Here is a 23,075-nt window from a genome sequence, read left to right as displayed (position 1 = left end):
CCGCACACGGCTCCGGCCCGCACCCCCCTCGCCGGGGGTGCGGGCCGGAGCCGTGTGCCGTGCGGCCGCCCGTCAGCTGGCCGCGTCGCGGGCGGCGCGGCGGGCGGCGCGCTCCTGCGACTCCTTCTCGTCCTCGGCCTCGGCTGCCTCCAGGGTCGGCGCGGAGCCGCCCAGGTGGGCCGGGAGCCACCAGGTGTCGTCCGGGCCCGAGGGCTGGTCCGGGTAGGTCCGCTGCGCGCGGTCCAGGAGCTCGGACATGGCCTGGCGCAGGCGCCGGGTCACCATCACCGGCCGGTCCTCCGGGGTGAGGTGGATCGGCTCGCCGATCTCGATGGTGACCGGGGTGTGGCGGCGGGTCAGGTTCTTCGGCCGGTCCTTGGTCCACAGCCGCTGGGTGCCCCAGAGCACCATCGGCAGCAGCGGCACGTCGGCGTCGGCGGCCATCCGGGCGGCGCCGGTCTTGAACTTCTTCAGCGTGAACGAGCGGCTGATCGTCGCCTCGGGGAACACCCCGACGACCTCGCCCGCGCGCAGCGCCCGCACGGCGGCGTCGTAGGCGGGCTGACCGTCCGTCCGGTCCACCGGGATGTGGCGCATGCCGCGCATCAGCGGCCCGGAGATCCGGTGGCGGAAGACGTCGTCCTTGGCCATGAACCGGGTGCGGCGGCGGGCCGACTTCCAGGCGCCCAGGCCGGCGAAGAGGAAGTCCAGGTAGCTGACGTGGTTGCTGACGAGCACGGCGCCGCCCCGCTCCGGCACGTGGTGGGCGCCCTCCACCTCGATGCGCAGATCCAGTGCGCGGAAGGCCGTGCGAGCGGCTCCGATCACGGGCGGGTACACGAACTCGGCCACGGTCAGCCCTACTTCCCACGGGCTCTCGCCCGGTCCGGCGGTGCCCGCGGCGTACGGGGCGGCCGGCCGGAGCGGCAGGCTCGTCCCGGCGCCGGCGGGCGATACAGCCACGATCGTGCCCCGAAGGGGTGGCCTGTGTCACCTGCGGTGCACTGCGGGAGGCGGAGATAGTCGTCACACCGCCTGCGGGAACCCGTCCGGGGGGCCGTCCGCGCCCTGCCGCATGCTGGTGTGCGGGCCGGCCGGCGGCCCGGCGCCGGGACGGCGCGGCGGGGTGCTGCGTGGTCCGGCGTGGTGCTGAGGGAGGACGCGGGATGCGGGAGCAGGACCCCGTGCGGGAGGGCGGCGGCGCGCACGGCCGCGGAGGGGCGCCGGAGCGCGCCGGGGGAGCGTGTCCGGTGGCGGACGTGCTCGGTGCGCCGCTGGGGGAGCGGGCGACGCTGGTGCAGTTCTCCAGCGCCTTCTGCCGGCCGTGCGCCGCCACCCGCCGGGTGCTGGCCGACGTCGCCGCCATGGTCCCCGGTGTGGTCCACGTGGAGGTCGACGCGGAGTCCCGGCTGGAGCTGGTGCGCGCGGCCGGCGTCGAGCGCACCCCGACCGTCCTGGTGCTGGACGCCGCGGGCCGGGAGGTGCGCCGGGCCGAGGGGCAGCCGCGGCGGGCGGACGTGATCGCCGCCCTGGGCGCTGCGCTCTGAGACCCGCGACCGGGCCCGGCGGCCGGGCCGCCGGGCCGCGCGGCCGCCCCGGTCGGCCCTGCGCGGCCGCGTCCGCCGCAGCGCCGCCGCCCGTCCGCCGCGCCGCCGTCCTTCCGCCGTGCGGGCAACGTCACAGCCGCGGGTCCGCCACGCAGGGTGACGGATGGCCCCGGGTGGGGAAGGATGAGCGGCGGAGCCCGGCACCCCGACTACGACGGACATCACAGTTCCGGCGAGGCCGGAGCGGCAACAGGAGGGAGTGCGGAGCGTAAGCTACTGGCGAGTAGCCCCCGTGAGCTACTGGCGAGTATGCTGCCGGGAGTGCGACGCACTCCGCACCCGCCGGACGTGACCAGTACAGGAGACAGGCCGTGAGCTTGAGGATCGTTGTCTGTGTGAAGTACGTGCCCGATGCGACCGGCGACCGGCGCTTCGCGGACGACACCACCACCGACCGTGAGTCCGTGGACGGACTCCTGTCGGAACTGGACGAGTACGGCGTGGAGCAGGCGCTCCGCATCGCCGAGGCCTCCGGCGACGCCGAGGTGACCGTCCTGACCGTGGGCCCCGACGACGCCAAGGACGCCCTGCGCAAGGCGCTGTCCATGGGTGCCGACAAGGCCGTCCACGTCAACGACGACGACATCCACGGCACCGACGCCCTCGGCACCTCCGCCATCCTGGCCAAGGCCCTGGAGAAGACCGGCTACGACCTGGTCGTCTGCGGCATGGCCTCCACCGACGGCACCATGGGCGTCCTCCCGGCCCTGCTCGCCGAGCGCCTGGGCGTCCCGCAGGTCACCCTCCTGTCCGAGGTCTCCGTCGAGAACGGCACCGTCAGGGGCCGCCGCGACGGCGACGCCGCCACCGAGGAGCTCGAGGCCGCCCTCCCGGCCGTCGTGTCGGTCACCGACCAGTCCGGCGAGGCCCGCTACCCGTCCTTCAAGGGCATCATGGCCGCCAAGAAGAAGCCGGTGCAGTCCTACGACCTGGACGACCTCGGCATCGAGGCCGACGAGGTCGGCCTGGCCGGCGCCTGGACCGCCGTCGACGCCATCACCGCCCGGCCGCCGCGCCAGGCGGGCACCATCGTCAAGGACGAGGGCGAGGGCGGGAAGCAGCTCGCGGAGTTCCTGGCCGCGCAGAAGTTCGTCTGATCCGTCCCGACCACGACATCCTTTCTGGAGACAAGAGCAATGGGTGAGATCCTCGTCCTGGTCGACCATGTGGACGGCCAGATCCGCAAGCCGGCCCTGGAGCTGCTGACGCTGGCCCGCCGCATCGGCGAGCCCTCCGCGGTCGTCCTCGGCGCCGGCGCCGCCGCCGCCGACATCGCCGCCAAGGCCGGCGAGTACGGCGCCGCCAAGGTGTACGTCGCCGACGGCGCCGAGTTCGCCGACTACCTCGTGGTGCCCAAGGTCGACGCGCTGACCCAGGTCGCCAAGGCCGCCGGGGCGGCCGCGGTCCTGGTCACCTCGTCCGGCGAGGGCAAGGAGATCGCGGCCCGCACCGCGCTGCGCCTCGGCTCCGGCATCATCACCGACGCCGTCGACCTCCAGGCCGGCGACTCCGGCCCGGTGGCGACCCAGTCGGTCTTCGCCGCGTCCTTCCAGGTGAACTCCCGGGTGTCCACGGGCACCCCGGTCATCACCGTCAAGCCGAACGCCACCTCCCCGGAGGCCGCCCCGGCCGCCGGCGCGGTGGAGCAGGTGGAGGTGCAGTTCTCCGCCACCGCCACCGGCACCAGGGTCGTCTCGCGCACCCCGCGCGTCTCGACCGGCCGCCCCGAGCTGACCGAGGCCGCCATCGTGGTCTCCGGCGGCCGCGGCGTCGGCGCCGCCGACGGCTTCGGCGTGGTCGAGGAGCTGGCCGACGCGCTCGGCGCGGCCGTCGGCGCCTCCCGCGCCGCCGTCGACGCCGGCTGGTACCCGCACACCAACCAGGTGGGCCAGACCGGCAAGCAGGTCTCGCCGCAGCTGTACGTCGCCAATGGCATCTCCGGCGCCATCCAGCACCGGGCCGGCATGCAGACCTCCAAGACGATCGTCGCGGTCAACAAGGACCCCGAGGCCCCGATCTTCGACCTGGTCGACTTCGGCGTCGTCGGCGACCTCTTCGCGGTGCTGCCGCAGCTCACCGCCGAGGTGAAGGCCCGCAAGGGCTGAGCCCCGCACAGGCGCCCCGCCGGGCCCCGGACCGCTCCCCGCGGCCGGGGCCCGCGGTGCGTCCGGGGCCGTCCCGCGCCCGCTGCCGTCCCGCACCCGGGCCCCGTGGCGGGCCCGGGGGAGCACACCAGGCGTGCGGCACGGGGGCGTAGGGTCTCCGCACGGCCCGCCGGACCTCCCGGCACGGCCCCACGGCGCACACGGAGGGACCCGGATGCCGACGACCCGGCTGCTCACGGCACTGCACAGCGGACCCGGCGCCGCCCCGGACGCCCCGGACGCGCTCCGGATCGACGGCACGCCCCTCTCCCGGGAGCGGCTGCTCGCGGCGGCGACCGCCGTCGCCGACCGGGTCGCCGGCGCGCCCGCCCTCGCCGTCCTGGCCCGCCCCACCGCCGCCACCGTCACCGCCGTCGTCGGCGGGCTGCTGGCGGGCGTCCCCGTGGTGCCGCTGCCGCCCGACGCCGGCCCCAAGGAGCGCGACCACATCCTCGGCGACTCCGGCGCCGCCCTGCTGGCCGTCGGCGCGGGCGAGGAGGCGCCCGACGGCACCGCCGTCCCCGTCCTGCCCGTCGACCCCGCCGCGCGCTCCGCCGCCACCCACCCCGAGCCCGACCCGGCGGCGCCCGCGTTCGTGCTCTACACCTCCGGCACCACCGGCGCCCCCAAGGGCGCCGTCCTCGGCCGGCGGGCCGTCGCCGCCGACCTGGACGCCCTCGCCGCCGCCTGGGACTGGACCGCCGGGGACACCCTCGTCCACGGCCTGCCGCTCTTCCACGTGCACGGGCTCGTCCTCGGCGTCCTGGGAGCGCTGCGCACCGGCTCCCGCCTCGTCCACACCGGGCGGCCGGCCCCGGCCGCCTACGCCGCGGCCGGCGGCAGCCTGTACTTCGGCGTCCCCACCGTCTGGTCGCGCCTGGCCGCCGACGCGCCGGCCGCCCGCGCCCTCGCCGGGGCCCGTCTGCTGGTCTCCGGGAGCGCCCCGCTGCCGGTGCCCGTCTTCGAGCGGCTGCGGGCGCTGACCGGGCACCTCCCGGTCGAGCGGTACGGGATGACCGAGACCCTGATCACGGTCTCCGCCCGGGCCGCGGGCGAGCGGCGTCCCGGCAGCGTCGGACTGCCCCTGGACGGCGTGGAGACCCGGCTCACGGCCGAGGACGGCACGCCCGTGCCGCACGACGGCGAGGCCGTCGGCGAGCTCCAGGTCCGCGGCGCCACCCTCTTCGAGGGCTACCTGAACCGCCCCGACGCGGACGCCGACGCGTGGACGGGCGACGGCTGGTTCCGCACCGGCGACGTGGCCGTCGTCGGCCCCGACGGCTTCCACCGCATCGTGGGACGCGCCTCGGTCGACCTCATCAAGAGCGGCGGGTTCAGGATCGGGGCCGGGGAGGTGGAGGCGGCCCTGCGCGACCACCCGGCGGTGGCCGACGCCGCGGTCGTCGGCGCCCCCGACGCCGACCTCGGCCAGGCCGTCGTCGCCTACGTCGTCGCCGACGGCGCGGTCACCGGGGACCAGCTCTCCGCCTTCGTCGCCGACCGGCTCTCGGTGCACAAGCGGCCGCGCCGCGTCGTCCTCGTCGACGACCTGCCGCGCAACGCCATGGGCAAGGTCCTCAAGAAGCAGCTCCTCGCCGGGGGCTGACCCGCCCCCGCCCGGAGTCCCCGCCCGGCCGTCCCCGCCCGGCCGTCCCCGCCCGGCCGTCCCGGTCAGGCCGGGGGGACCTCGCCGGACCCGCGGACGACCAGGCGGGTCGGGAGCTCCACCAGCCGGGCCGGGCCGGTCTCGCCCTCGAGGCGGGAGAAGAGCAGCCGGGCGGCGGCGCGGCCGAGGCCGGCCGGGTCCTGGGCGACCACGGTCAGGCCGGGGGAGAGCAGGTCGGCGAACTCCAGGTCGTCGAAGCCGACCAGTGCCACCGGCCGGTCCAGGGCGCGCAGCCGCCGGACCGCGGCCAGGGTCGCCCGGTTGTTGCCGGTGAGGAGCGCGGTCGCCGGTGCGGGCCCGGCCAGGGCGGCGGCGAGCGCCGCGCCGACCCGGTCCGGGCCGGTCGGCCCCATGGACACCCAGGACGGGTCCACCGGCAGTCCGGCCTCCGCCATCGCCTCCCGGTAGCCGCGCAGCCGCTCCTCCGCCGTGTGGATGCCGGGCGAGTCGCCGAGGAAGGCGATCCGCCGGTGGCCCTGCCGGATCAGGTGGGCCGTCCCCGCGCGGGCGCCGGCGGCGTTGGCGGTGAGCACGGTGTCGGCCTCCAGGCCGGCCGGCGGCCGGTCGACGAAGACCGCGGCGATCCCCGCGTGCACCTCGGGCGCCAGGTAGCGGTGGTCGGCTCCCGCCGCCGGGACGACGACGAGGCCGTCCACCCGGCGGGCGCAGAACGCCAGCGCCAGCTCCTCCTCCCGCGCCGGGTCCTCGTCGCTGGAGCCGGTGAACAGCAGCGAGCCGTGCAGCCGTGCGACCTCCTCCACGGCGCGGCTGAGGGCGGAGGAGAACGGGTCGGCGATGTCCTCCAGCACCAGTCCCACGCTGGCCGTGCGCCCCTTGCGCAGGATGCGGGCGCTGTCGTTGCGCCGGAAGCCCAGCGCGGTGATGGCGTCCTGGACCCGCTCGGCGGTGTCCGCGGTGACCCCCGGCTCCCCGTTGACCACCCGGGAGACCGTCTTGAGGGCGACCCCGGCGCGGGCCGCCACGTCCTTCATGGTGGGCCGGTGGCCGTAGCGCCGCGGCGGCGCGGCGCGGCCGTCGGTGCCCGGGGTGGCCTGCGGCTGGCTCGGCACGGCGCTCCTCCTCGGCGGCCCCCGTGGGACGCGGGGGTCCGACGATCGTACGGATCCGGCGGCCGCGGCGCCACGGACTGGACAACGTTGTCAGGGATGCGGAACATTACACCGGTCGGCGGCGGAGCGCCGCGGCGGCCGGCCGCCGGGACCGGTCCGCCCGGCGGCGCCGTGCGGGTGAGTCCCGTACGGGTGAGTCCCGTACGGGGCGTGCCGTTCGGGGACGTGCCGTACCAGGAGGCGAGCGAGCGGATGCAGACGGAGCGCACCGGGACCGCAGCGGGTCCCGCCACCACCCCGGCCGGCCCGGCCGCGGGGGACGCCCCCGGCGGCCGGGACGGCGGGGGCGGCCTGGTCGCCGCCCTCGACATCGGCGGCACCAAGATCGCCGGCGCGCTGGTCGACCTCCGCGGCGCGCTCGTCGCCCGCTCCCGGCGCCCCACCCCCGCCACCGGGCCCGGCGAGGCCGTCATGGGCGCCGTCGCCGAGGTCCTGGAGGACCTGGCCGCCGCCCCCGGCTGGGAGCGGGTCCGCGGCGTCGGCATCGGCAGCGCGGGCCCGGTCGACGCCGCCCGCGGTACCGTCAGCCCGGTCAACATCGGCGGCTGGCGGGACTTCCCGCTCGTCGAGCGGGTGCGCCGCCACCCCGCCTGCGGCGGCCTGCCGGTGGTGCTCGTCGGCGACGGCGTCGCCATGACCGCCGCCGAGCACTGGCAGGGCGCGGCCCGCGGCCACGACAACGCGCTCTGCATGGTGGTCTCCACCGGCGTCGGCGGCGGCCTCGTCCTCGGCGGCGCCCTCCACACCGGCCCCAGCGGCAACGCGGGCCACATCGGGCACATCAGCGTGGACCTCGACGGCGAGCCCTGCCCGTGCGGCGCCCGCGGCTGCGTCGAGGGCATCGCCAGCGGCACCGCCATCGCCCGGCGCGCCCTGCGGGACGGCTGGCGGCCCGCGGGGGCCGACGCCACCGCGGCGGCCGTCGCCGCCGCCGCGCGGACCGGCGACCCGGTGGCGCTCGCGGCCTTCGACCGCGCCGCCCGGGCCCTGGCCGCCGGCATCGCCGCCACCGCGACCCTCGTGGAGGTCGACGTGGCGGTGGTCGGCGGCGGCGTCGCCCAGGCGGGCGAGGTGCTCTTCGCCCCGCTGCGCGAGCGGCTGGCCGAGTACGCGGTGCTGCCGTTCGTCCGGCACCTGGAGGTGCGGCCCGCGCTGCTCGGCAACGACGCCGGACTGGTGGGCGCGGCCGCCGCCGTCCTGGGCGCCCTCGGCCTGCGGACGGCCGCCGCCCCCGGCTGACCCCCCGGCCCGGCGCCCGGACGCCCCCGGACGCGCCCGCGCGAGCCGGTGGGCCGCCGCAGGCGTGGGAGGCGGGGGCGGGCGGGTAATGAAGAGCAGGGGGCGGTGCACGACCGCCGCCGAGCACCTCGAAGCACCTCGAACCGCCGGCCGCGCCTGCGCGCGCGGCCGGACGCGGAGCCGGAAGGGCCGCCCGAGGGGGCGGGCCCGGGCCGGACGGGCCGACCGCAGGGGGCTGCGTGATCGTCTGGGTCAACGGGACCTTCGGCGCTGGCAAGACCGGCGCCTGCAGGGAACTCACCGCGCTGCTCCCCGGCAGCGTGCTCTTCGACCCGGAGCTCGTCGGGTCGGGCCTGCTCGCGGTGCTGCCGGGGCACCGCACGGCGGGCGTCGCCGACGTCCGCGACCTGCCGTCGTGGCGGCTGCTCGTCCCCGAGGTGGCCGCGGCGCTCCTCGCCGAGGTCCCCGGGCCGCTCGTGGTGCCGATGACGCTGCTGCGGCAGGACCAGCGCGACGAGGTCTTCGGCGCGCTCGCCTCCCGGCGCATCCCGGTCCACCATGTGCTGCTGCATGCCGACGAAACGGTTCTGCGCGCCCGCGCCGAGGCCAGTGCCGAGGCACGCGCCCGGCAGCCCGGCCCCCTGCCCGGCGGACCCCCCTCCGGGCCCGCACCGTCCTGCCCCCCGTCCCCGCCGCGGTCCCCCGCCGGCGTCGCGGAGCACCTCGCGGAGTACCGGGCGGCCCTGTCCTGGCTCACCGCCGACGCCGCCGTCGTCGACACCACCGGCCTCACCCCGCGTGCCACCGCCGAGCGGATCGCCGCCCTCGTCCGCGACGGTGCCGGACGGCGGCCCATCGTCCAGACCCCCGTCCCCGAGACCGACACCGTCGCCGCCGCCGTGCTGCTCTTCGACGAGCAGGACCGCGTGCTCCTCGTCGACCCCGTCTACAAGCCCGGCTGGGAGTTCCCCGGCGGTGTGGTCGAACGCGGCGAGGCGCCCACCCTCGCCGGGGTCCGCGAGGCCGCCGAGGAGCTCGGCACGGACCTCGACCAGCGGACCCTGCGCCTCCTCGTCGTCGACTGGGAGCCCCACACCGGCCCCCGGCACGGCGGCGTGCGCCTGGTCTACGACGGCGGCCGGCTGGACGCGGCCGGACGCGCCCGGCTGCGGCTGCCCGCCGAGGAGCTGCGGGGCTGGCGGTTCGTCACCCTGGAGGAGGCCGGGTCCCTCCTCGCCCCGGGCAAGCTCCTCCGGCTCGCGGCGGCGCTCCGCGCCCGCGCCACCGGCGAGGTGCTGGCGCTGGAGGCGGGCGTCCCGGTGGGGGAGGGGGCGGCCGAGGCCGTCGCCGAGGGGTGAGCCGGGCGGGCCCGCGGCCGCACGGCGCCGCCGGGCTGCAGGCCCTCCAGCCTCTGATCCGCCACCCCGTCGGCCCGCCACCCCTCCGACCCGCCACCCGGGCGGCCCGCCGCCCCTCCGACCCTGCCGGACACCGCTCGCGGCGGCCCGCGCCGTCCGGCAGGATGGCCGCGTGCCGTTCACCCTCAGCCACCCCGCCGCCGTCCTGCCCTTCCTGCGGCGCGGACGGTCCCGCGGTGTGCTGGTCGCCTCCGCGCTGGTCGCCGGGTCCATGGCCCCCGACGTGCCGTACTTCGCCGACTCGCTGCTCCCCGGCGCCTTCGCCTGGGGCGCCGCCACCCACCGCCCCTGGGCCGTCCCCACCCTGGACGTGGCGGTCACCGCCGGGCTCGCCGCCGCCTGGCACGGCCTGCTCCGCGAGCCCCTCGTCGCCCTGCTGCCCGACCGCTGGGCCGCCGCCGCCCACGACCTGACGGCCCCCCGGCGCGACGGCCTCTGCCCGGCCGACGCAGGCTGGTTCGCGCTCTCCGCCGCCGTCGGCGCGGCCACCCACGTCGGCTGGGACGCCTTCACCCACCACGGCCGGGCGGGCGTGCGGCTGTTCCCGGTCCTCAACGAGACGGTCGTCGGACAGCCCCTGCACCACGTGCTCCAGTACGGCAGCTCCGCCGTGGCGCTGGTCTGGCTCGCCGCGTCCTCGGTCCGCGCCCTGCGCGCCGCCCTCCCCGGGCCGGGCGCGGGGCCGGGCGCAGCCGCGGACGCCGGACCGGTACCGCCGTCCGGGCCCGCCGCCGCGCGGCCGGGCACGCGCTCCGACGCCGGTACGCCCGCCGGCGCCGCCCCGCCCGCCCGGACGGCCACCCGCACCGCCGTGCGCCCCGTGACCCGCCCCGGATCCCGCCCGCAGGCACGCCCCGCGCCGCCGCGCCGCGCACCGCTCCGCCTGCCGCCCCTGGCGCGCCGGGCGGCGCTCGGCCTCCTCGCCGCCTCCACCGCGGCGGGCACGGCGCACCGCCTGCTGCGCTGGGCCGCCCAGGCCCCGCCCGGCGCGACCCCCGCCGACGCCGTCCCCACCGCCTGTTTCGGCGCCGGCGCGGGCCTCGCCGTCGGCCTCACCGCCTACGCGCTCGCAGCCCGGGCCGCCGGTGTACCCCGCCCGCCGGCGTGACGGGCGTCCCGGGCGGCCGTGTCCCGGGCGGCCGTGTTCCGAGGGCCCCGGCGGAGGGGCGGTGACGGGCCGCGATCCGGTCCCCGTCCGGGCAGGGCCCCGGCTCCGGGGCCCCGCCTCCCGGGTGCGGCCTGCCGCACCGGCGCCTGTCCGTAAGATCTTCCGGAAATCTCCGCCGGGGACGTCGAGAGCGGGGCGCCGGCTCCGTCCCAGGGGTGGAAGCGGGCCCGACCCGGGCGCCGCGCGGCACGGAACGACGAAGGAGCCACGATGCCCCGATATCTGCTGGCCGTGACGTTCGAGGACGGCGAGGGCATGCCCCCGATGACGGAGTGGAGGCCGGAGGAGATCACCGCCCACCTGGACTACTACGCGGTGCTGCACCGGGAGCTCGTCGCCAGCGGTGAGCTCGTCGACTCGACGATCCTCACCGGGCCCGAGCTCGCGGTCGTCGTCACCTCGGACGGGGCGGGCGCGCCGGTGCGCACCGACGGCCCGTTCGCGGAGTCCAAGGAGTGGATCGCCGGATACCAGATCGTGGACGTCGAGTCCGAGGAGCGGGCGGTCGAGATCGCCGCGCGGGTCTCGGCGGTCCCGGGCGTGGGGGGCCTGCCGACCCGTCAGCCGGTCCACGTGCGCCGGGTGATGGACCAGGGGCCCGCCGACGCGGCCGCCATGGGCGAGTACCTGCGGTCGGGGTCGTGACCGCACGGTGGAGCTGACCCCCGAGGCCGAGGGCCTGCTGCGCGCACTGGCGCCGCAGGTCCTCGGCACGGTCGCCCGCCGGTGCGGCGACTTCGACGCCGCCGAGGACGCCGTGCAGGAGGCCCTGCTCGCCGCGGCCCGGCACTGGCCCCGGGACGGGACGCCGGACAGCCCCCGCGCCTGGCTGGTCCGGGCCGCGCTGCGGCGGGTGACCGACCAGGTCCGCAGCGACCGGGCCCGGCGGCTCCGGGAGGAGTCCGCCGCCCTGCGCGAACCGGCCCCGGCGGAGGTCCCCGGACAGGACGACTCGCTCGCCCTGCTGTTCCTGTGCTGCCACCCCTCGCTCACCCCGCCGTCCGCCGTCGCGCTCACCCTGCGGGCCGTCGGCGGCCTGACCACGGCCGAGATCGCGCGGGCGTTCCTGGTGCCCGAGGCGACCACGGCCCAGCGCGTCAGCCGCGCCAAGCAGCGGATCAGGGCGTCCGGGTCCCCCTTCCGCATGCCCGCGCCCGACGAGCGGCCGCAGCGCCTGCGGTCGGTCCTGCACGTGCTGTACCTGATGTTCAACGAGGGGTACACCGCCGCGTCCGGCCCCGGACTGCACCGCGTCGACCTGGCGGACGAGGCCGTCCGCCTGGCCCGGCTCCTGCACCGTGCGCTGCCCGGCGACGCCGAGGCCGCCGGGCTCCTCGCCCTCATGCTGCTCACCGGCGCCCGGCGCGCCGCCAGGACGGGCCCGGACGGCCTCCCGGTCCCCCTGGCCGAGCAGGACCGGTCGCTCTGGGACCGGGCGGCGGTCGCCGAGGGGACCGCCCTGCTCGCCGCGGCCATCGCCCGGGGCCCGGTCGGCGCGTACCAGGTCCAGGCGGCGGTCGCCGCCCTCCACGACCGGGCCCCCCGGGCCGAGGACACCGACTGGCCGCAGATCCACGCCCTGTACGGCCTGCTGGAGCGGCTGACCGGGAACCCGGTGGTCACCCTCAACCGGGCCGTCGCCGCGGGCATGGCCGACGGGCCTGCGGCCGGTCTCGCCGTCCTGGACGGGCTCGGCGGCCGGCTGGCGGGCCACCACCGCCTCGACGCCGTCCGCGCCCACCTCCTGGAGGCGGCCGGCGACACCGGGGGCGCGGCGGCGCACTACGCCGCCGCGGCGGCCCGCGCCACGAACCTCCCCGAGAAGCGCCACCTCACCCTCCGGGCCGCCCGGCTCCGGGACCGGGCCTGACGCACCGGCACGGTGCCCCCGCGGCCGCCCGGCCCTTCCCCGGCGGCGCGCCCCTCAGCGCGCCGCGTGCCAGGCTGCGGCGTAGCCCCGCAGGAAGAGCGCCTCGGCGAGGGACATCCGCTCCAGCTCCACCGGGTCCACGCTCTCGTCGATGCCGTGGATGGCCGTCAGCGGCTCCTCCACGCCGACGAGCACCAGCTCCGCCCGCGGGTACAGCCGCCGCAGGGTGTTGCAGAGCGGGATCGAGCCGCCCTCGCCCGCCAGGACCATCTCCCGTCCGTACGCCTCCCGCAGGGCCGCGCCCATGGCCGCGTAGGCCGGGCCGCCGGTGTCGGCCCGGAAGGGGTCGCCGGTGCCGCCGCGGACGACCTCCACCCGCGCGCCCCAGGGGGCGGCGGCCTCCAGGTGGGCGACGAGGGCGTCCTGCGCCGCCCGGGCGCCGACGCCCGGCGGGACGCGCAGGCTCACCAGGGCGCGGGCCCGCGCCTGCACCGACGCCGTGGCGCCCACCACGGGCGGGCAGTCGATGCCGAGCACCGTCACCGAGGGCCGCGCCCACAGCCGGTCCGCCACCTCGCCGGTGCCGACCAGCCCCACCCCGTCCAGCACCCCGGCGTCGGCCCGGAACTGCTCCTCGGAGTAGGCGACGCCGTCCCAGCGCTGGTCCGCGGCCAGTCCGGCGACCGTCGTCGCGCCGTGCTCGTCGTGGAGCGTCCCCAGCAGCCGCACCAGGGCGGTGAGCGCGTCGGGCGCGGCGCCGCCGAACTGGCCGGAGTGCAGGTTGCCCGCCAGGGTGGAGACGGAGACCTCCACGGTGGTGCTGCCGCGCAGGGAGGCGGTGGCGGTGGGCAGGCCGGGGGCGAAGTTGCCGGTGTCGCCGATGACGACCGCGTCGGCCGCCAGCAGCTCCGGGTGCGCCTCGGCGTACCGCTCCAGGCCGCCGGTGCCACGCTCCTCCGAGCCCTCCACGACCACCTTGAGCCCGACCGGCAGGCCCGCGCCGGCCGCGCCGTCCCCCGCGCCCCCGTGCACGGCCCGCAGGGCGCGCAGCGCGGTGAGGTGCATGAGCACGTTGCCCTTGCAGTCGGCGGCGCCGCGCCCGTACCAGCGGCCCCCGCGCTCGGTGAGGGTGAACGGCGGGGAGGTCCAGGCGGCCTCGTCCAGCGGCGGCTGCACGTCGTAGTGGGAGTACAGCAGGACGGTGGGCGCGCCCTCCGGGCCGGGCAGCTCCCCGTACACCGACTGCGTGCCGTCGGGCGTGTCGAGCAGCCGGACGTCCCGCAGCCCCTCGGCGGCGAACGCGTCGGCGACCCAGCGGGCGGCGCCCTCGCACTCCTCGACCGGGTACTGCCGGGGGTCGGCGACCGAGGCGAACGCGACCAGTTCCGCCAGGTCCGCCCGGGCCCTGGGCATCAGCTCCCGCACGGCGTCGGCGAGGTTCTGCTGCGGGGTCATGTCGGCCTCCGGGGCGGGTACGGGGGAGTGCGACGGGGGTCCGGTAGATCGTCGCACACCCGACCGTGCGCCTCCCGCGCACCGCCGCGCCGGTGCCGGGCGGTCGCCCGGTCGGCGGCGGCACATAGGATGGCGCAACGTGACGGACAAGATCGAGGACGTCTGGGACGTCGTGGTGGTCGGGGCCGGACCGGCGGGCTCCTCCGCCGCGTACGCGGCCGCTGCGGCGGGACGCAAGGTACTGCTGGTCGACAAGGCCGAGCACCCCCGCTACAAGACCTGCGGGGGAGGGATCATCGGCCCGTCCCGGGACGCGCTGCCGCCGGGCTTCGCCCTGCCGCTGCAGGACCGGGTGCACGCGGTCACCTTCGCGCTGGACGGCCGCTGGGAGCGCACGCGCCGCTCCCGCCGGATGATGTTCGGCCTGGTGAACCGGGACGAGTTCGACCATGCGCTGGTCAAGGCCGCCCAGCAGGCGGGCGCCGTGCTGGAGACCGGGGTCACGGTCACCGGCGTGGAGCAGGGCGGCGAGGACGCGCCCGACCGCCGCACGGTGGGGGTCACCACCCAGGACGGGCGCACCCTGCGGGCCCGCGCCGTGGTCGGCGCCGACGGCAGCGCGAGCCGGGTCGGCCGCCACGTCGGGGTCGCCTTCGACCAGATCGACCTGGGCCTGGAGGCCGAGATCCCGGTCCCCGAGGACATCGCCCGCCTCTGGGCGGGCCGGATCCACCTCGACTGGGGCCCCCTGCCCGGCTCGTACGGCTGGGTGTTCCCCAAGACCGCCTCCCGCAGCCTCACCGTCGGCGTCATCTCCGCCCGCGGGCAGGGCGAGCGGACCAAGCAGTACCTGGCGGACTACATCGCCCGGCTCGGCCTGGCGGGCTTCCCGCCGTCCGTGGAGTCCGGGCACCTGACGCGCTGCCGCACCGAGGACTCCCCGCTCTCCCGCGGCCGCGTCCTGGTGGCGGGCGACGCGGCCGGGCTGCTGGAGCCGTGGACCCGCGAGGGCATCTCGTACGCGCTGCGCTCCGGGCGGCTGGCCGGCGAGTGGGCCGTGCGGGTCGCGGAGGCGGCCGAGCCCGCGGACGTGCGGCGGCAGGCCCTCAACTACGCCTTCGCCGTCAAGGCGGGGCTCGGGGTGGAGATGCGGGCGGGCCGACAGCTGCTCGCCGCGTTCGAGCGGCGGCCGGCGGTGTTCCACGCCGGGGTCGTCTCCATGCCGCCGATCTGGCGGGCGTTCGTCCAGGTCACCCAGGGTGCGACCACCTTCGGCGAGGCGCTGCGCAGGTACCGCGGCGTGCAGCGGCTGGCGGCCCTCGCCGGCCGCTGACGGAGAGCCCGGGGCGGGCGGCGGGGCGGGCGGCGCGAGGAGGTGCCGCCCGCCCCGCCGCCCGTCGGGGCTCCGCCCGTCGGGGCTCCGCCCGCCGGGCAGGACCCCCGCTCCGGGACGGCCGCCCGTGCGGGCCGGGCGGCCTCCTGGGCCGCCCGGCCCGCCGCCCCCCGCGCGGAGGTTCTTCCCCTCGGCGTGCGGGAGCGCTCCCACGGAAGTGGAATTCGCACCGTCACAGGGATTACATGACCGCGTCATGCGGGGTTACGCTCGACTCGGCCTGTGCGGGAGCGCTCCCACGCGCTCACCGCCCACCCACCCAGGCCCTCTCCCACCCAGAGAGCGCGCTCTTCCACCCAGAGAGCACGGAGGACGATGTGACATCCCGCGCCACCCCCGGGCGCTCCGCCGCCCCCGCCGGCGGACCGCCGTCCGCACACCCGCCCGTACCCGCGCCCGGACACCGTCCGGAGCACCTGCCCGCCGGGCCGCCGGAGGGCCTGCCGGAGCACCCGTCCGGCCGCCCGCACCCGTACACGCACCCGTCCCACCCGCACCCGCACCGGGCGCCGCGCCGCCGGCTCCGCGCGGTCGCGCTCGCCCTCGCCGCCGCCGGCACCGCGGCGGCGGGCCTCGTGCTCGCCGGGCCGACCAGCGCCGGAGCCGCCGTGCAGGGCGCCCTCCCCGCCGGGACGCAGTTCTACCGCGACCCCGCCTCCCAGGTCGTCAAGTGGTCCGCCGCCAACCCCGGCGACTGGCGCCAGCCGGTCGTCTCCCGGCGGATCGCGAGCCAGCCGCAGGGCATCTGGTTCGCGAACTACCGGCCCGACACCGTCACCTCCGACGTCCGCAGCATCACCTCGGCCGCCGCCTCGGCCGGGCAGGTGCCGGTGCTGGTCGTGTACGAGATCCCCAACCGCGACTGCGGCGGGGCCTCGGCCGGCGGCGCGCCCGACCTGGGGTCGTACGACGCCTGGGTGCGCGGCTTCGCCGCCGGGCTCGGCAGCGGCCGTTCGCTCGTCCTGCTGGAGCCGGACTCGCTGGCGCTCACCAGCTGCCTCTCCTCCCAGCAGCAGGCCGACCGGTTCGCCTCGCTCTCCCGGGCCGCCGCCGCCATCCGCTCCGCCGCGCCCGCGGCCAAGGTGTACCTCGACGGCGGCCACTCGGCCTGGAACAGCGCCGCCGAGCAGGCCTCCCGGCTCCGCGGCGCGGGCGTCCTGGCCAACGCGGACGGCTTCTTCACCAATGTCTCGAACTTCAACACCACCGCGAACGAGACGTCCTACGCCAAGGCGGTCCTCGGCGCGCTGGGCAACCCCTCCCAGCTGCACGCCGTCGTCGACACCAGCCGCAACGGCAACGGGCCGGCGGGCGGGGGCGCCTGGTGCGATCCCTCCGGGCGGTCCATCGGCGCCTACCCGACCGCGGACACCGGGGACCCGGCGATCGACGCCTACCTGTGGGTGAAGCCGCCCGGCGAGGCCGACGGCTGCGCCGCGGCCGCGGGCACCTTCAGCCCGGACATCGCCTACGCCCTGGCCTCCGGGGCCCAGGACCCGCCGACCTCCACCAGCCCCCCGACGACCCCGCCCCCGACCACCCAGCCCCCGACCACCCAGCCCCCCACGACCGCCCCGCCCACCGGCTCCGCCGCGTGCGCGGTCACGTACCGGGTCACCAACTCCTGGGCGGGCGGCTTCACGGCCGACGTCACCGTGAAGAACACCGGGAGCAGCCAGGTGAACGGCTGGCGCCTCGCCTGGACCTTCCCCGGCGACCAGCGGATCACCAACGCCTGGAACGCCACGGCGTCCCAGTCCGGCGCCTCGGTGACCGCCGCCGACGCGGGCTACAACGCCGCCCTGGCGCCGGGCGCCTCGACGACGCTCGGCTTCCAGGCCACCGTCGGCGCGGCCAACCCCGCGCCGACGTCCTTCACCCTCAACGGCGCACCGTGCAGCGCGTCCTGACGCGCTGAGCGCCCCACCGCGTGCCGCCGGCCGGAGTCCGGGCCGGCCGGCGGCACTTCCTCCCGACCCCCCACGCGCCTCCCGACCCCCCACGAGCCTCCCGCCCCCCGGCGCCCCTCCCGGCCCCCGCAGCCTCCGGCGTCAGAGCGGGTCGCCGAGCGGCCCGTGCTCCGCCTCCAGGGTCTCGGCCCAGTGGGCGGCCCAGTCCGGCTGCGTGCCGTCCGCGTCGGTGAAGCCGTACTCCCGGTACAGCCCCCAGGTGGCCAGCGCCCGGCCCGACCGCGCCATGACGTCCGGGTCGGCGGCGAGGGCGGCGACGGCCCGTCCGAGGTAGACGGGGCTCTCGGAGTGGGCGAAGTGCGGGTCCTTCGCCGCGCCCTCCCGCCAGGTGGCCTCGGTGACGCCGAAGTGGTCCAGCATCGCCTCGGACCGCAGGAAGCCGGGGGTGAGCGCCACGGCCGCGACGCCGTGCGGCCGCAGCTCGGCGGCCTGCGCGACGGCGAGGCGGATCACCGAGGACTTCGCGAGGTCGTAGAAGAACGACCCGCGGTACCGGGCGGTGTTGCCGTCGGTGACCTCCACCACCAGGCCGCTCCGGCGGGCCACCATCAGCGGCAGCGCGAACCGGCTGGTGACGACGTGCGTCTCCACGGCCTGCCGCAGCAGCCGCAGCCCGGTGCCGAGGTCCTGCTCCCACAGCGGGTGCGCCCAGTCGGTGAGCGGGTCGCCGCCCCACACGCAGTTGACCAGCACGTCCAGGCGGCCGTCCTGCTCGGCAGCGATCCGGTCCACCAGGGCGCGGACCTCCTCCGGGCGGCTGTGGTCGGTGCGGACGGGGACGCCGAGGCCGCCGGCGGCGGTGACCCGCTCCGCGGTCCCCTCGACGGTCTCGGGGCGGTCCATGGCGGAGCGTCCGGCCGTGCTGCTGCGTCCGGTGACGTACACCGTCGCGCCCGCGGCGCCGAGCCCGACGGCGATGCCGCGTCCGCCGCCCCTGGTCCCGCCGGCCACGAGGGCCACCTTCCCGGCCAGCGGCCGGCTGCCGTCGTTCACGCGTCCTCCAGGGTGGTGCCGTCGGATGAGGGGAGGTGGGGGCCGAGCAGGGCGGCGAGTTCGCGGCGCAGGCGCTCGGGCAGGGTGCCGTGCCGGTCCAGGGCCCAGGTCAGGCCGGTGCCGGCGACGACCGCCCGCACGGAGGAGGCCAGTGCCGCGGTGTCCGTGCCGGGCCGCAGCTCCCCGGCGTCCGCCGCCTCGGCCAGCAGGGCCGCGACCGCCCGCCCCTGCGCCTCGTGGACGGCCAGGGCGTGGGCGCGCAGCACGGGGTCGGCGAGGTCGGCGCAGAGGAACGCCAGATGGTTGGCGTAGGCCTCGGGCGCGGCGATCCCGGTCGTGGACTCCACGGCGAGCGCGACCAGCGCCGCGAGGGCCGAACCGTGCCCGGCCCGGACCCGCCCGGCCAGCGCCTCCGCGTCCCGCGCGGACTGCTCGGCCAGGGCCAGGAGCAGGCCCCGCTTGGACCCGAAGCGCTGGACGAGGGTGGCGGGGGCGAGCCCCGCCTCGCGCGCCACGGCCGCGAGGGTGAGGCCGGCGGGGCCGGTGCGGCCCATCACCTCGGCGGTCCGGGCCAGGACCACCGCGTCGTCGACCCCCCGGGGGCGCCCTGCCACCGCGCTCTCCTCTCTATAAATGAACGTTCATTTATTAAACCTCCCGCCCGGCACTCCCGCAAACGGGCGGCGGACGGAGAAAAAGAAGCAAGCATGCTTGTTTCTTTCGGGCGATGCTGCAAGGCTGCCGGGGGAGACGGCAGTGACGCCCTTTCAGGCGGAGGGAGTGCCCCCATGGTGGATCCCCGTACGGTGCTGGACGACCTGCGCGCGGAGAGCGACGAGGTCGACGCCCTGGTCTCCGGACCCGGCGAGCGGCACTGGCACGACCCCACCCCCGCACCCGGCTGGACCCTCGCCCACCAGGTCGCCCACCTCGCCTGGACCGACGAGCAGGCGCTGCTCGCCGCCACCGACCCCGACCGCTTCGCCCGCCTGCTGGAGCGGGCCGCCGCCGACCCCGGGGGCTTCGCCGACGCCGAGGCCGCCCGCACCGCGGACCAGCCCCGCGACCGGCTGCTGGCCGCCTGGCGGTCCGGCCGCGAGGCCCTGCTGGAGGCGCTGGCCGCCGTCCCGCAGGGCGCGCGGATGCCCTGGTTCGGCCCGCCGATGAGCGCCGCCTCCATGGCCACCGGCCGGCTCATGGAGTACTGGGCCCACGGGCAGGACGTCGCCGACGCCCTCGGGGTGCACCGCGTGCCCACCGGCCGCCTGTGGCACGTCGCCCGCCTGGCCGTCCGGGCCCGCGACTACGCCTACTTCGTGCACGGCGAGCAGCCCCCCGCCGGGGAGTTCCGGGTCGAGCTGGCGCCGCCGGGCGGCGGGGAGGCGTGGACGTACGGGCCCGAGGACGCCGAGCAGCGGGTGACCGGACCCGCCCTCGACCTCTGCCTGCTGGCCACCCGCCGCCGCCACCGCGCCGACCTCGGCCTCAAGGCCGAGGGCGCCGACGCCGACCACTGGCTGGACATCGCCCAGTCCTTCGCCGGGCCCGCCGGGCCCGGCCGCACCCCGGGGCAGTTCGCATGACCGCCGCCCCCGCGCCCGGCCCCGCCCCCGCGCCCGGCCCCGCCCCCGCCCCCGCGCCCGGCCCGGACCCGGCGGCCGGGCCCGCGCCGCTGCGGATCGGCAACGCCTCCGGCTTCTACGGCGACCGCTTCGAGGCCGTCCGCGAGATGCTCACCGGAGGCCCCCTCGACGTCCTCACCGGCGACTACCTCGCCGAGCTGACCATGCTCATCCTCGCCCGGGACCGCATGAAGGACCCCTCCCGCGGCTACGCACGCACCTTTCTGCGCCAGATGGAGGAGTCCCTCGGCCTCGCCGTCGACCGCGGCGTGAAGGTCGTCGTCAACGCGGGCGGCCTCAACCCGGCCGGCCTCGCCGACGCGCTGCGCGCCCTCGCCGACCGCACGGGCGTCCCCGCCGCCGTCGCCCACGTCGAGGGCGACGACCTGCTGCCCCGCGCCGCCGAGCTCGGCCTGACCGGTGAGGACGGCCCGTCCGGTGAGGGCCGCCCGTCCGGCGGGGGCGGCCTGCTCGCCGCCCACGCCTACCTCGGCGCCCGCGGCATCGCGGAGTGCCTCCGCGCCGGGGCCGACGTCGTCGTCACCGGCCGCACCACCGACGCCTCCCTCGTCGTCGGCCCCGCCGCCGCCCACTTCGGCTGGCGCTGGGACGACTGGGACGCCCTGGCCGGCGCCACCGCCGCCGGGCACGTCCTGGAGTGCGGCGCCCAGGCCACCGGCGGCAACTACTCCTTCTTCACCGAGCACGACGTGCGCCGCCCCGGCTTCCCGCTCGCCGAGGTCCGCGCCGACGGAAGCAGCGTGATCACCAAGCACCCGGGCACGGGCGGCGCCGTCACCGTGGAGACCGTCACCGCCCAGCTGCTCTACGAGACCGGTCCCGCCCGCTACGCCGGGCCCGACGTCACCACCCGCCTGGACACCCTGCGCCTGCGCCAGGAGGGCCCCGACCGGGTCGCCCTCACCGGGGTGCGCGGGGAGGCCCCGCCGCCCGCGCTCAAGGTCGGCCTCAACCGGCTCGGCGGCTGGTACAACGAGGTCGTCCTCGTCCTCACCGGGCTCGACGTCGAGGCCAAGGCCGCCCTGGTCCGCGAGCAGCTGGAGGCCGCCCTCGGCAAGCACCGCCCCGCCGAGCTCCGGTGGACCCTCGCCCGCACCGACCGGGCCGACGCCGCCGTCCAGGAGGAGGCGAGCGCCCTGCTGCGCCTCGCCGTCCGCGACCCCGACCCGGAGGCCGTCGGACGCGCCGTCAGCGGCGCCGCCGTCGAGCTGGCCCTCGCCAGCTACCCCGGCTTCCACGTCACCGCGCCGCCCGGCAACGGCACCCCGTACGGGGTCTTCGAGGCCGCGTACGTCGACGCCGCCGCCGTGCCGCACACCGCGGTGCTGCCCGACGGCCGCCGGGTCGCGGTGCCCCCGGCGCCCCGGACCGCCGCCCCGGCGGAGGTCCCCGCACCGGAGCCGCCCGAACCGGAGCTGCCCGCGCCGCTGCCGCCCGGCCCGACCCGCCGCGCCCCGCTCGGCCTGGTCGCCGGGGCCCGCAGCGGCGACAAGGGCGGCGACGCCAACGTCGGCGTCTGGGCCCGCACCGACGACGGCTGGCGCTGGCTCGCCCACGCCCTCACCGCCGACCGCCTGCGGGAGCTGCTGCCCGAGACCGCCGGCCTGCCCGTCACCCGCACCGTCCTGCCCCACCTGCGCGCCGTCAACTTCACCGTCACCGGCCTGCTCGGCGAGGGCGTCGCCTCCCGCGCCCGCTTCGACCCCCAGGCCAAGGCGGTGGGGGAGTGGCTGCGCTCCCGCCACCTCGACATCCCGGAGGTGCTCCTGTGACCGTGCTCGCCTCGTCGCTGGACCCCGGCTCGCCCGACTTCGCCGCCAACCGCGACGCCATGCTCGCCAAGCTCGCCGAGCTCGACGCCGAGCACGCCAAGGCGGTCGGCGGCGGCGGACCCAAGTACGTGGAGCGGCACCGCCGCCGCGGCAAGCTCCTCGCCCGCGAGCGCATCGAGCTGCTCCTCGACCCCGACTCGCCGTTCCTGGAGCTCTCCCCGCTCGCCGCCTGGGGCAGCGAGTACCCGGTCGGGGCGGCCCTGGTCACCGGCATCGGCGTCGTCGAGGGCACCGAGTGCGTCATCACCGCCAACGACCCCACCGTGCGCGGCGGCGCCTCCAACCCGTGGACGCTCCGCAAGGCGCTGCGGGCCAACGAGATCGCGCTGCGCAACCGCCTCCCGCTGGTCAACCTGGTGGAGTCCGGCGGCGCCGACCTCCCCAGCCAGAAGGAGGTCTTCATCCCCGGCGGCGCCCTCTTCCGCGACCTCACCCGCCTCTCCGCCGCCGGCATCCCCACCGTCTCCGTCGTCTTCGGCAACTCCACCGCCGGCGGCGCCTACGTGCCCGGCATGTCCGACCACGTGGTGATGGTCAAGGATCGCTCCAAGGTGTTCCTCGGCGGCCCGCCGCTGGTGAGGATGGCCACCGGGGAGGAGGCCGACGACGAGTCGCTGGGCGGCGCCGACATGCACGCCCGCGTCTCCGGCCTCGCCGACCACCTCGCCGTCGACGAGCCCGACGCGCTGCGCCTGGCCCGCCGCGTCGTCGCCCGGCTGCGCTGGGACAAGCGGGGCCCGGCGCCCGCGGCCGGGGTGGAGCCGCCCAAGTACGACCCGGAGGAGCTGCTGGGCGTCGTCCCCGGCGACCTGAAGACGCCCTTCGACCCGCGCGAGGTGGTCGCCCGGGTGGTCGACGGCTCCGACTTCGACGAGTTCAAGCCGCTGTACGGGACGAGCCTCGCCACCGGCTGGGCGTCGGTCCACGGCTACCCCGTGGGCATCCTCGCCAACGCGCAGGGCGTGCTCTTCAGCGCCGAGGCGCAGAAGGCCACCCAGTTCATCCAGCTCGCCAACCAGCGCGACATCCCGCTGCTCTTCCTCCACAACACCACCGGCTACATGGTGGGCCGGGAGTACGAGCAGGGCGGCATCATCAAGCACGGCGCCATGATGATCAACGCCGTCTCCAACAGCCACGTGCCGCACATCTCGGTGCTCATGGGCGCCTCCTACGGCGCCGGGCACTACGGCATGTGCGGGCGGGCGTACGACCCCCGCTTCCTCTTCGCCTGGCCCAGCGCCAAGGCGGCGGTGATGGGTCCGCAGCAGCTCGCCGGGGTGCTCTCCATCGTGGCCCGGCAGTCGGCGGCGGCCAAGGGCCGGCCGTACGACGAGGACGCCGACGCGGCGGTCCGGGCCATGGTGGAGCAGCAGATCGAGGCGGAGTCGCTGCCGGTCTTCCTCTCGGGGCGGCTCTACGACGACGGGGTCATCGACCCGCGCGACACCCGCACCGTGCTGGGCCTGTGCCTCTCCGCGGTGCACAGCGCGCCCGTGGAGGGCGCGCGCGGCTACGGCGTCTACCGGATGTGAGGGCCACCGAAC

19 protein-coding genes are annotated in these 23,075 nt (G+C 77.8%); 14 read left to right on the top strand and 5 right to left on the bottom strand.

The window, feature by feature from the left end:
* Positions 1 to 72: 72 nt before the first annotated feature.
* On the bottom strand, positions 73 to 852 hold the full coding sequence (locus LO771_RS15705; protein ID WP_230652805.1) for a 1-acyl-sn-glycerol-3-phosphate acyltransferase: 780 nt from the start codon (positions 850 to 852) through the stop codon (positions 73 to 75).
* Between the two features lie 314 nt (positions 853 to 1,166).
* Between LO771_RS15705 and LO771_RS15700 the strand changes: the two genes are divergently transcribed.
* From LO771_RS15700 to LO771_RS15685, 4 genes are all read left to right on the top strand, one after another.
* The gene (locus tag LO771_RS15700; RefSeq protein WP_374228180.1) at positions 1,167 to 1,547 is read left to right on the top strand and encodes a TlpA family protein disulfide reductase; all 381 of its coding nucleotides are present in this window, start codon (positions 1,167 to 1,169) and stop codon (positions 1,545 to 1,547) included.
* A gap of 371 nt (positions 1,548 to 1,918) precedes the next feature.
* On the top strand, positions 1,919 to 2,704 hold the full coding sequence (locus LO771_RS15695) for an electron transfer flavoprotein subunit beta/FixA family protein (protein ID WP_230652801.1): 786 nt from the start codon (positions 1,919 to 1,921) through the stop codon (positions 2,702 to 2,704).
* Between the two features lie 39 nt (positions 2,705 to 2,743).
* On the top strand, positions 2,744 to 3,712 hold the full coding sequence (locus LO771_RS15690) for an electron transfer flavoprotein subunit alpha/FixB family protein (RefSeq protein ID WP_230652799.1): 969 nt from the start codon (positions 2,744 to 2,746) through the stop codon (positions 3,710 to 3,712).
* A gap of 214 nt (positions 3,713 to 3,926) precedes the next feature.
* Positions 3,927 to 5,357 (top strand): AMP-binding protein, encoded by a 1,431-nt coding sequence (locus tag LO771_RS15685; RefSeq protein ID WP_230652797.1) that lies wholly within the window; start codon positions 3,927 to 3,929, stop codon positions 5,355 to 5,357.
* 65 nt (positions 5,358 to 5,422) lie between these two features.
* On the opposite strand, the gene LO771_RS15680 is transcribed toward LO771_RS15685, so the two are convergent.
* Positions 5,423 to 6,409, bottom strand: coding sequence for a LacI family DNA-binding transcriptional regulator (locus tag LO771_RS15680; protein WP_230652937.1), 987 nt, complete (start codon positions 6,407 to 6,409; stop codon positions 5,423 to 5,425).
* A 288-nt stretch (positions 6,410 to 6,697) separates the two neighbouring features.
* Between LO771_RS15680 and LO771_RS15675 the strand changes: the two genes are divergently transcribed.
* The 5 genes from LO771_RS15675 to LO771_RS15655 all read left to right on the top strand — a co-directional run bounded on the left by LO771_RS15675 (position 6,698) and on the right by LO771_RS15655 (position 12,242).
* A complete protein-coding gene (locus LO771_RS15675; protein ID WP_230652795.1) occupies positions 6,698 to 7,786 on the top strand; it encodes an ROK family protein in 1,089 nt (362 codons plus the stop codon).
* Between the two features lie 239 nt (positions 7,787 to 8,025).
* On the top strand, positions 8,026 to 9,144 hold the full coding sequence (locus LO771_RS15670; RefSeq protein WP_230652793.1) for an NUDIX hydrolase: 1,119 nt from the start codon (positions 8,026 to 8,028) through the stop codon (positions 9,142 to 9,144).
* A 172-nt stretch (positions 9,145 to 9,316) separates the two neighbouring features.
* Complete coding sequence (locus LO771_RS31070) at positions 9,317 to 10,312, top strand: DUF4184 family protein (RefSeq protein WP_308188916.1); 996 nt, start codon at positions 9,317 to 9,319, stop codon at positions 10,310 to 10,312.
* Between the two features lie 270 nt (positions 10,313 to 10,582).
* Positions 10,583 to 11,017: a YciI family protein gene (locus tag LO771_RS15660; protein ID WP_230652791.1), complete on the top strand. Its 435-nt coding sequence runs from the start codon at positions 10,583 to 10,585 to the stop codon at positions 11,015 to 11,017.
* A 13-nt stretch (positions 11,018 to 11,030) separates the two neighbouring features.
* Positions 11,031 to 12,242, top strand: coding sequence for an RNA polymerase sigma factor (locus tag LO771_RS15655; protein ID WP_230652935.1), 1,212 nt, complete (start codon positions 11,031 to 11,033; stop codon positions 12,240 to 12,242).
* Positions 12,243 to 12,296: 54 nt separating this feature from the next.
* On the opposite strand, the gene LO771_RS15650 is transcribed toward LO771_RS15655, so the two are convergent.
* Positions 12,297 to 13,697, bottom strand: coding sequence for a dipeptidase (locus LO771_RS15650; protein ID WP_230652789.1), 1,401 nt, complete (start codon positions 13,695 to 13,697; stop codon positions 12,297 to 12,299).
* 139 nt (positions 13,698 to 13,836) lie between these two features.
* Here LO771_RS15650 and LO771_RS15645 point away from each other — a divergent pair, with 139 nt between their 5' ends.
* On the top strand, positions 13,837 to 15,030 hold the full coding sequence (locus LO771_RS15645) for a geranylgeranyl reductase family protein (RefSeq protein ID WP_230652787.1): 1,194 nt from the start codon (positions 13,837 to 13,839) through the stop codon (positions 15,028 to 15,030).
* A 377-nt stretch (positions 15,031 to 15,407) separates the two neighbouring features.
* Positions 15,408 to 17,000, top strand: a complete 1,593-nt coding sequence (locus LO771_RS15640) for a glycoside hydrolase family 6 protein (RefSeq protein WP_308188913.1) — start codon at positions 15,408 to 15,410, stop codon at positions 16,998 to 17,000.
* Between the two features lie 141 nt (positions 17,001 to 17,141).
* Here LO771_RS15640 and LO771_RS15630 read toward each other — a convergent pair whose 3' ends face one another.
* Positions 17,142 to 18,053, bottom strand: a complete 912-nt coding sequence (locus LO771_RS15630; RefSeq protein WP_230652785.1) for an SDR family oxidoreductase — start codon at positions 18,051 to 18,053, stop codon at positions 17,142 to 17,144.
* Positions 18,050 to 18,667: a TetR/AcrR family transcriptional regulator gene (locus LO771_RS15625; RefSeq protein ID WP_230652783.1), complete on the bottom strand. Its 618-nt coding sequence runs from the start codon at positions 18,665 to 18,667 to the stop codon at positions 18,050 to 18,052. The genes LO771_RS15630 and LO771_RS15625 overlap by 4 nt, the downstream gene beginning before the upstream one ends.
* 174 nt (positions 18,668 to 18,841) lie before the next feature.
* On the opposite strand from LO771_RS15625, the gene LO771_RS15620 reads away from it, so the two are divergent.
* Genes LO771_RS15620 through LO771_RS15610 form a run of 3 tightly spaced genes read left to right on the top strand, consistent with a single transcriptional unit; the run spans position 18,842 to position 23,063 of the window.
* Complete coding sequence (locus LO771_RS15620; RefSeq protein WP_230652781.1) at positions 18,842 to 19,636, top strand: TIGR03084 family metal-binding protein; 795 nt, start codon at positions 18,842 to 18,844, stop codon at positions 19,634 to 19,636.
* A complete protein-coding gene (locus LO771_RS15615) occupies positions 19,633 to 21,468 on the top strand; it encodes an acyclic terpene utilization AtuA family protein (protein ID WP_230652779.1) in 1,836 nt (611 codons plus the stop codon). The genes LO771_RS15620 and LO771_RS15615 overlap by 4 nt, the downstream gene beginning before the upstream one ends.
* Entirely contained in the window at positions 21,465 to 23,063 is a 1,599-nt protein-coding gene (locus tag LO771_RS15610; protein ID WP_230652777.1) for a carboxyl transferase domain-containing protein, read from the top strand. Before LO771_RS15615 ends, LO771_RS15610 begins: the two co-directional genes overlap by 4 nt.
* Positions 23,064 to 23,075 lie beyond the last annotated feature (12 nt).

This window comes from Streptacidiphilus sp. ASG 303 (genome assembly GCF_020991365.1).
Taxonomy (GTDB): domain Bacteria; phylum Actinomycetota; class Actinomycetes; order Streptomycetales; family Streptomycetaceae; genus Peterkaempfera.
Note: the sequence above shows the minus strand (reverse complement) of the source record. Positions and strands in the feature narration are given on the sequence as shown.

Coding starts and splice junctions, on each gene's coding strand:
- LO771_RS15700 (WP_374228180.1), top strand. CDS start 1,167: ATGCGGGAGCAGGACCCCGTGCGGGAGGGCGGCGGCGCGCACGGCCGC.
- LO771_RS15690 (WP_230652799.1), top strand. CDS start 2,744: ATGGGTGAGATCCTCGTCCTGGTCGACCATGTGGACGGCCAGATCCGC.
- LO771_RS15685 (WP_230652797.1), top strand. CDS start 3,927: ATGCCGACGACCCGGCTGCTCACGGCACTGCACAGCGGACCCGGCGCC.
- LO771_RS15680 (WP_230652937.1), bottom strand. CDS start 6,409: ATGAAGGACGTGGCGGCCCGCGCCGGGGTCGCCCTCAAGACGGTCTCC.
- LO771_RS15660 (WP_230652791.1), top strand. CDS start 10,583: ATGCCCCGATATCTGCTGGCCGTGACGTTCGAGGACGGCGAGGGCATG.
- LO771_RS15650 (WP_230652789.1), bottom strand. CDS start 13,697: ATGACCCCGCAGCAGAACCTCGCCGACGCCGTGCGGGAGCTGATGCCC.
- LO771_RS15620 (WP_230652781.1), top strand. CDS start 18,842: ATGGTGGATCCCCGTACGGTGCTGGACGACCTGCGCGCGGAGAGCGAC.
- LO771_RS15615 (WP_230652779.1), top strand. CDS start 19,633: ATGACCGCCGCCCCCGCGCCCGGCCCCGCCCCCGCGCCCGGCCCCGCC.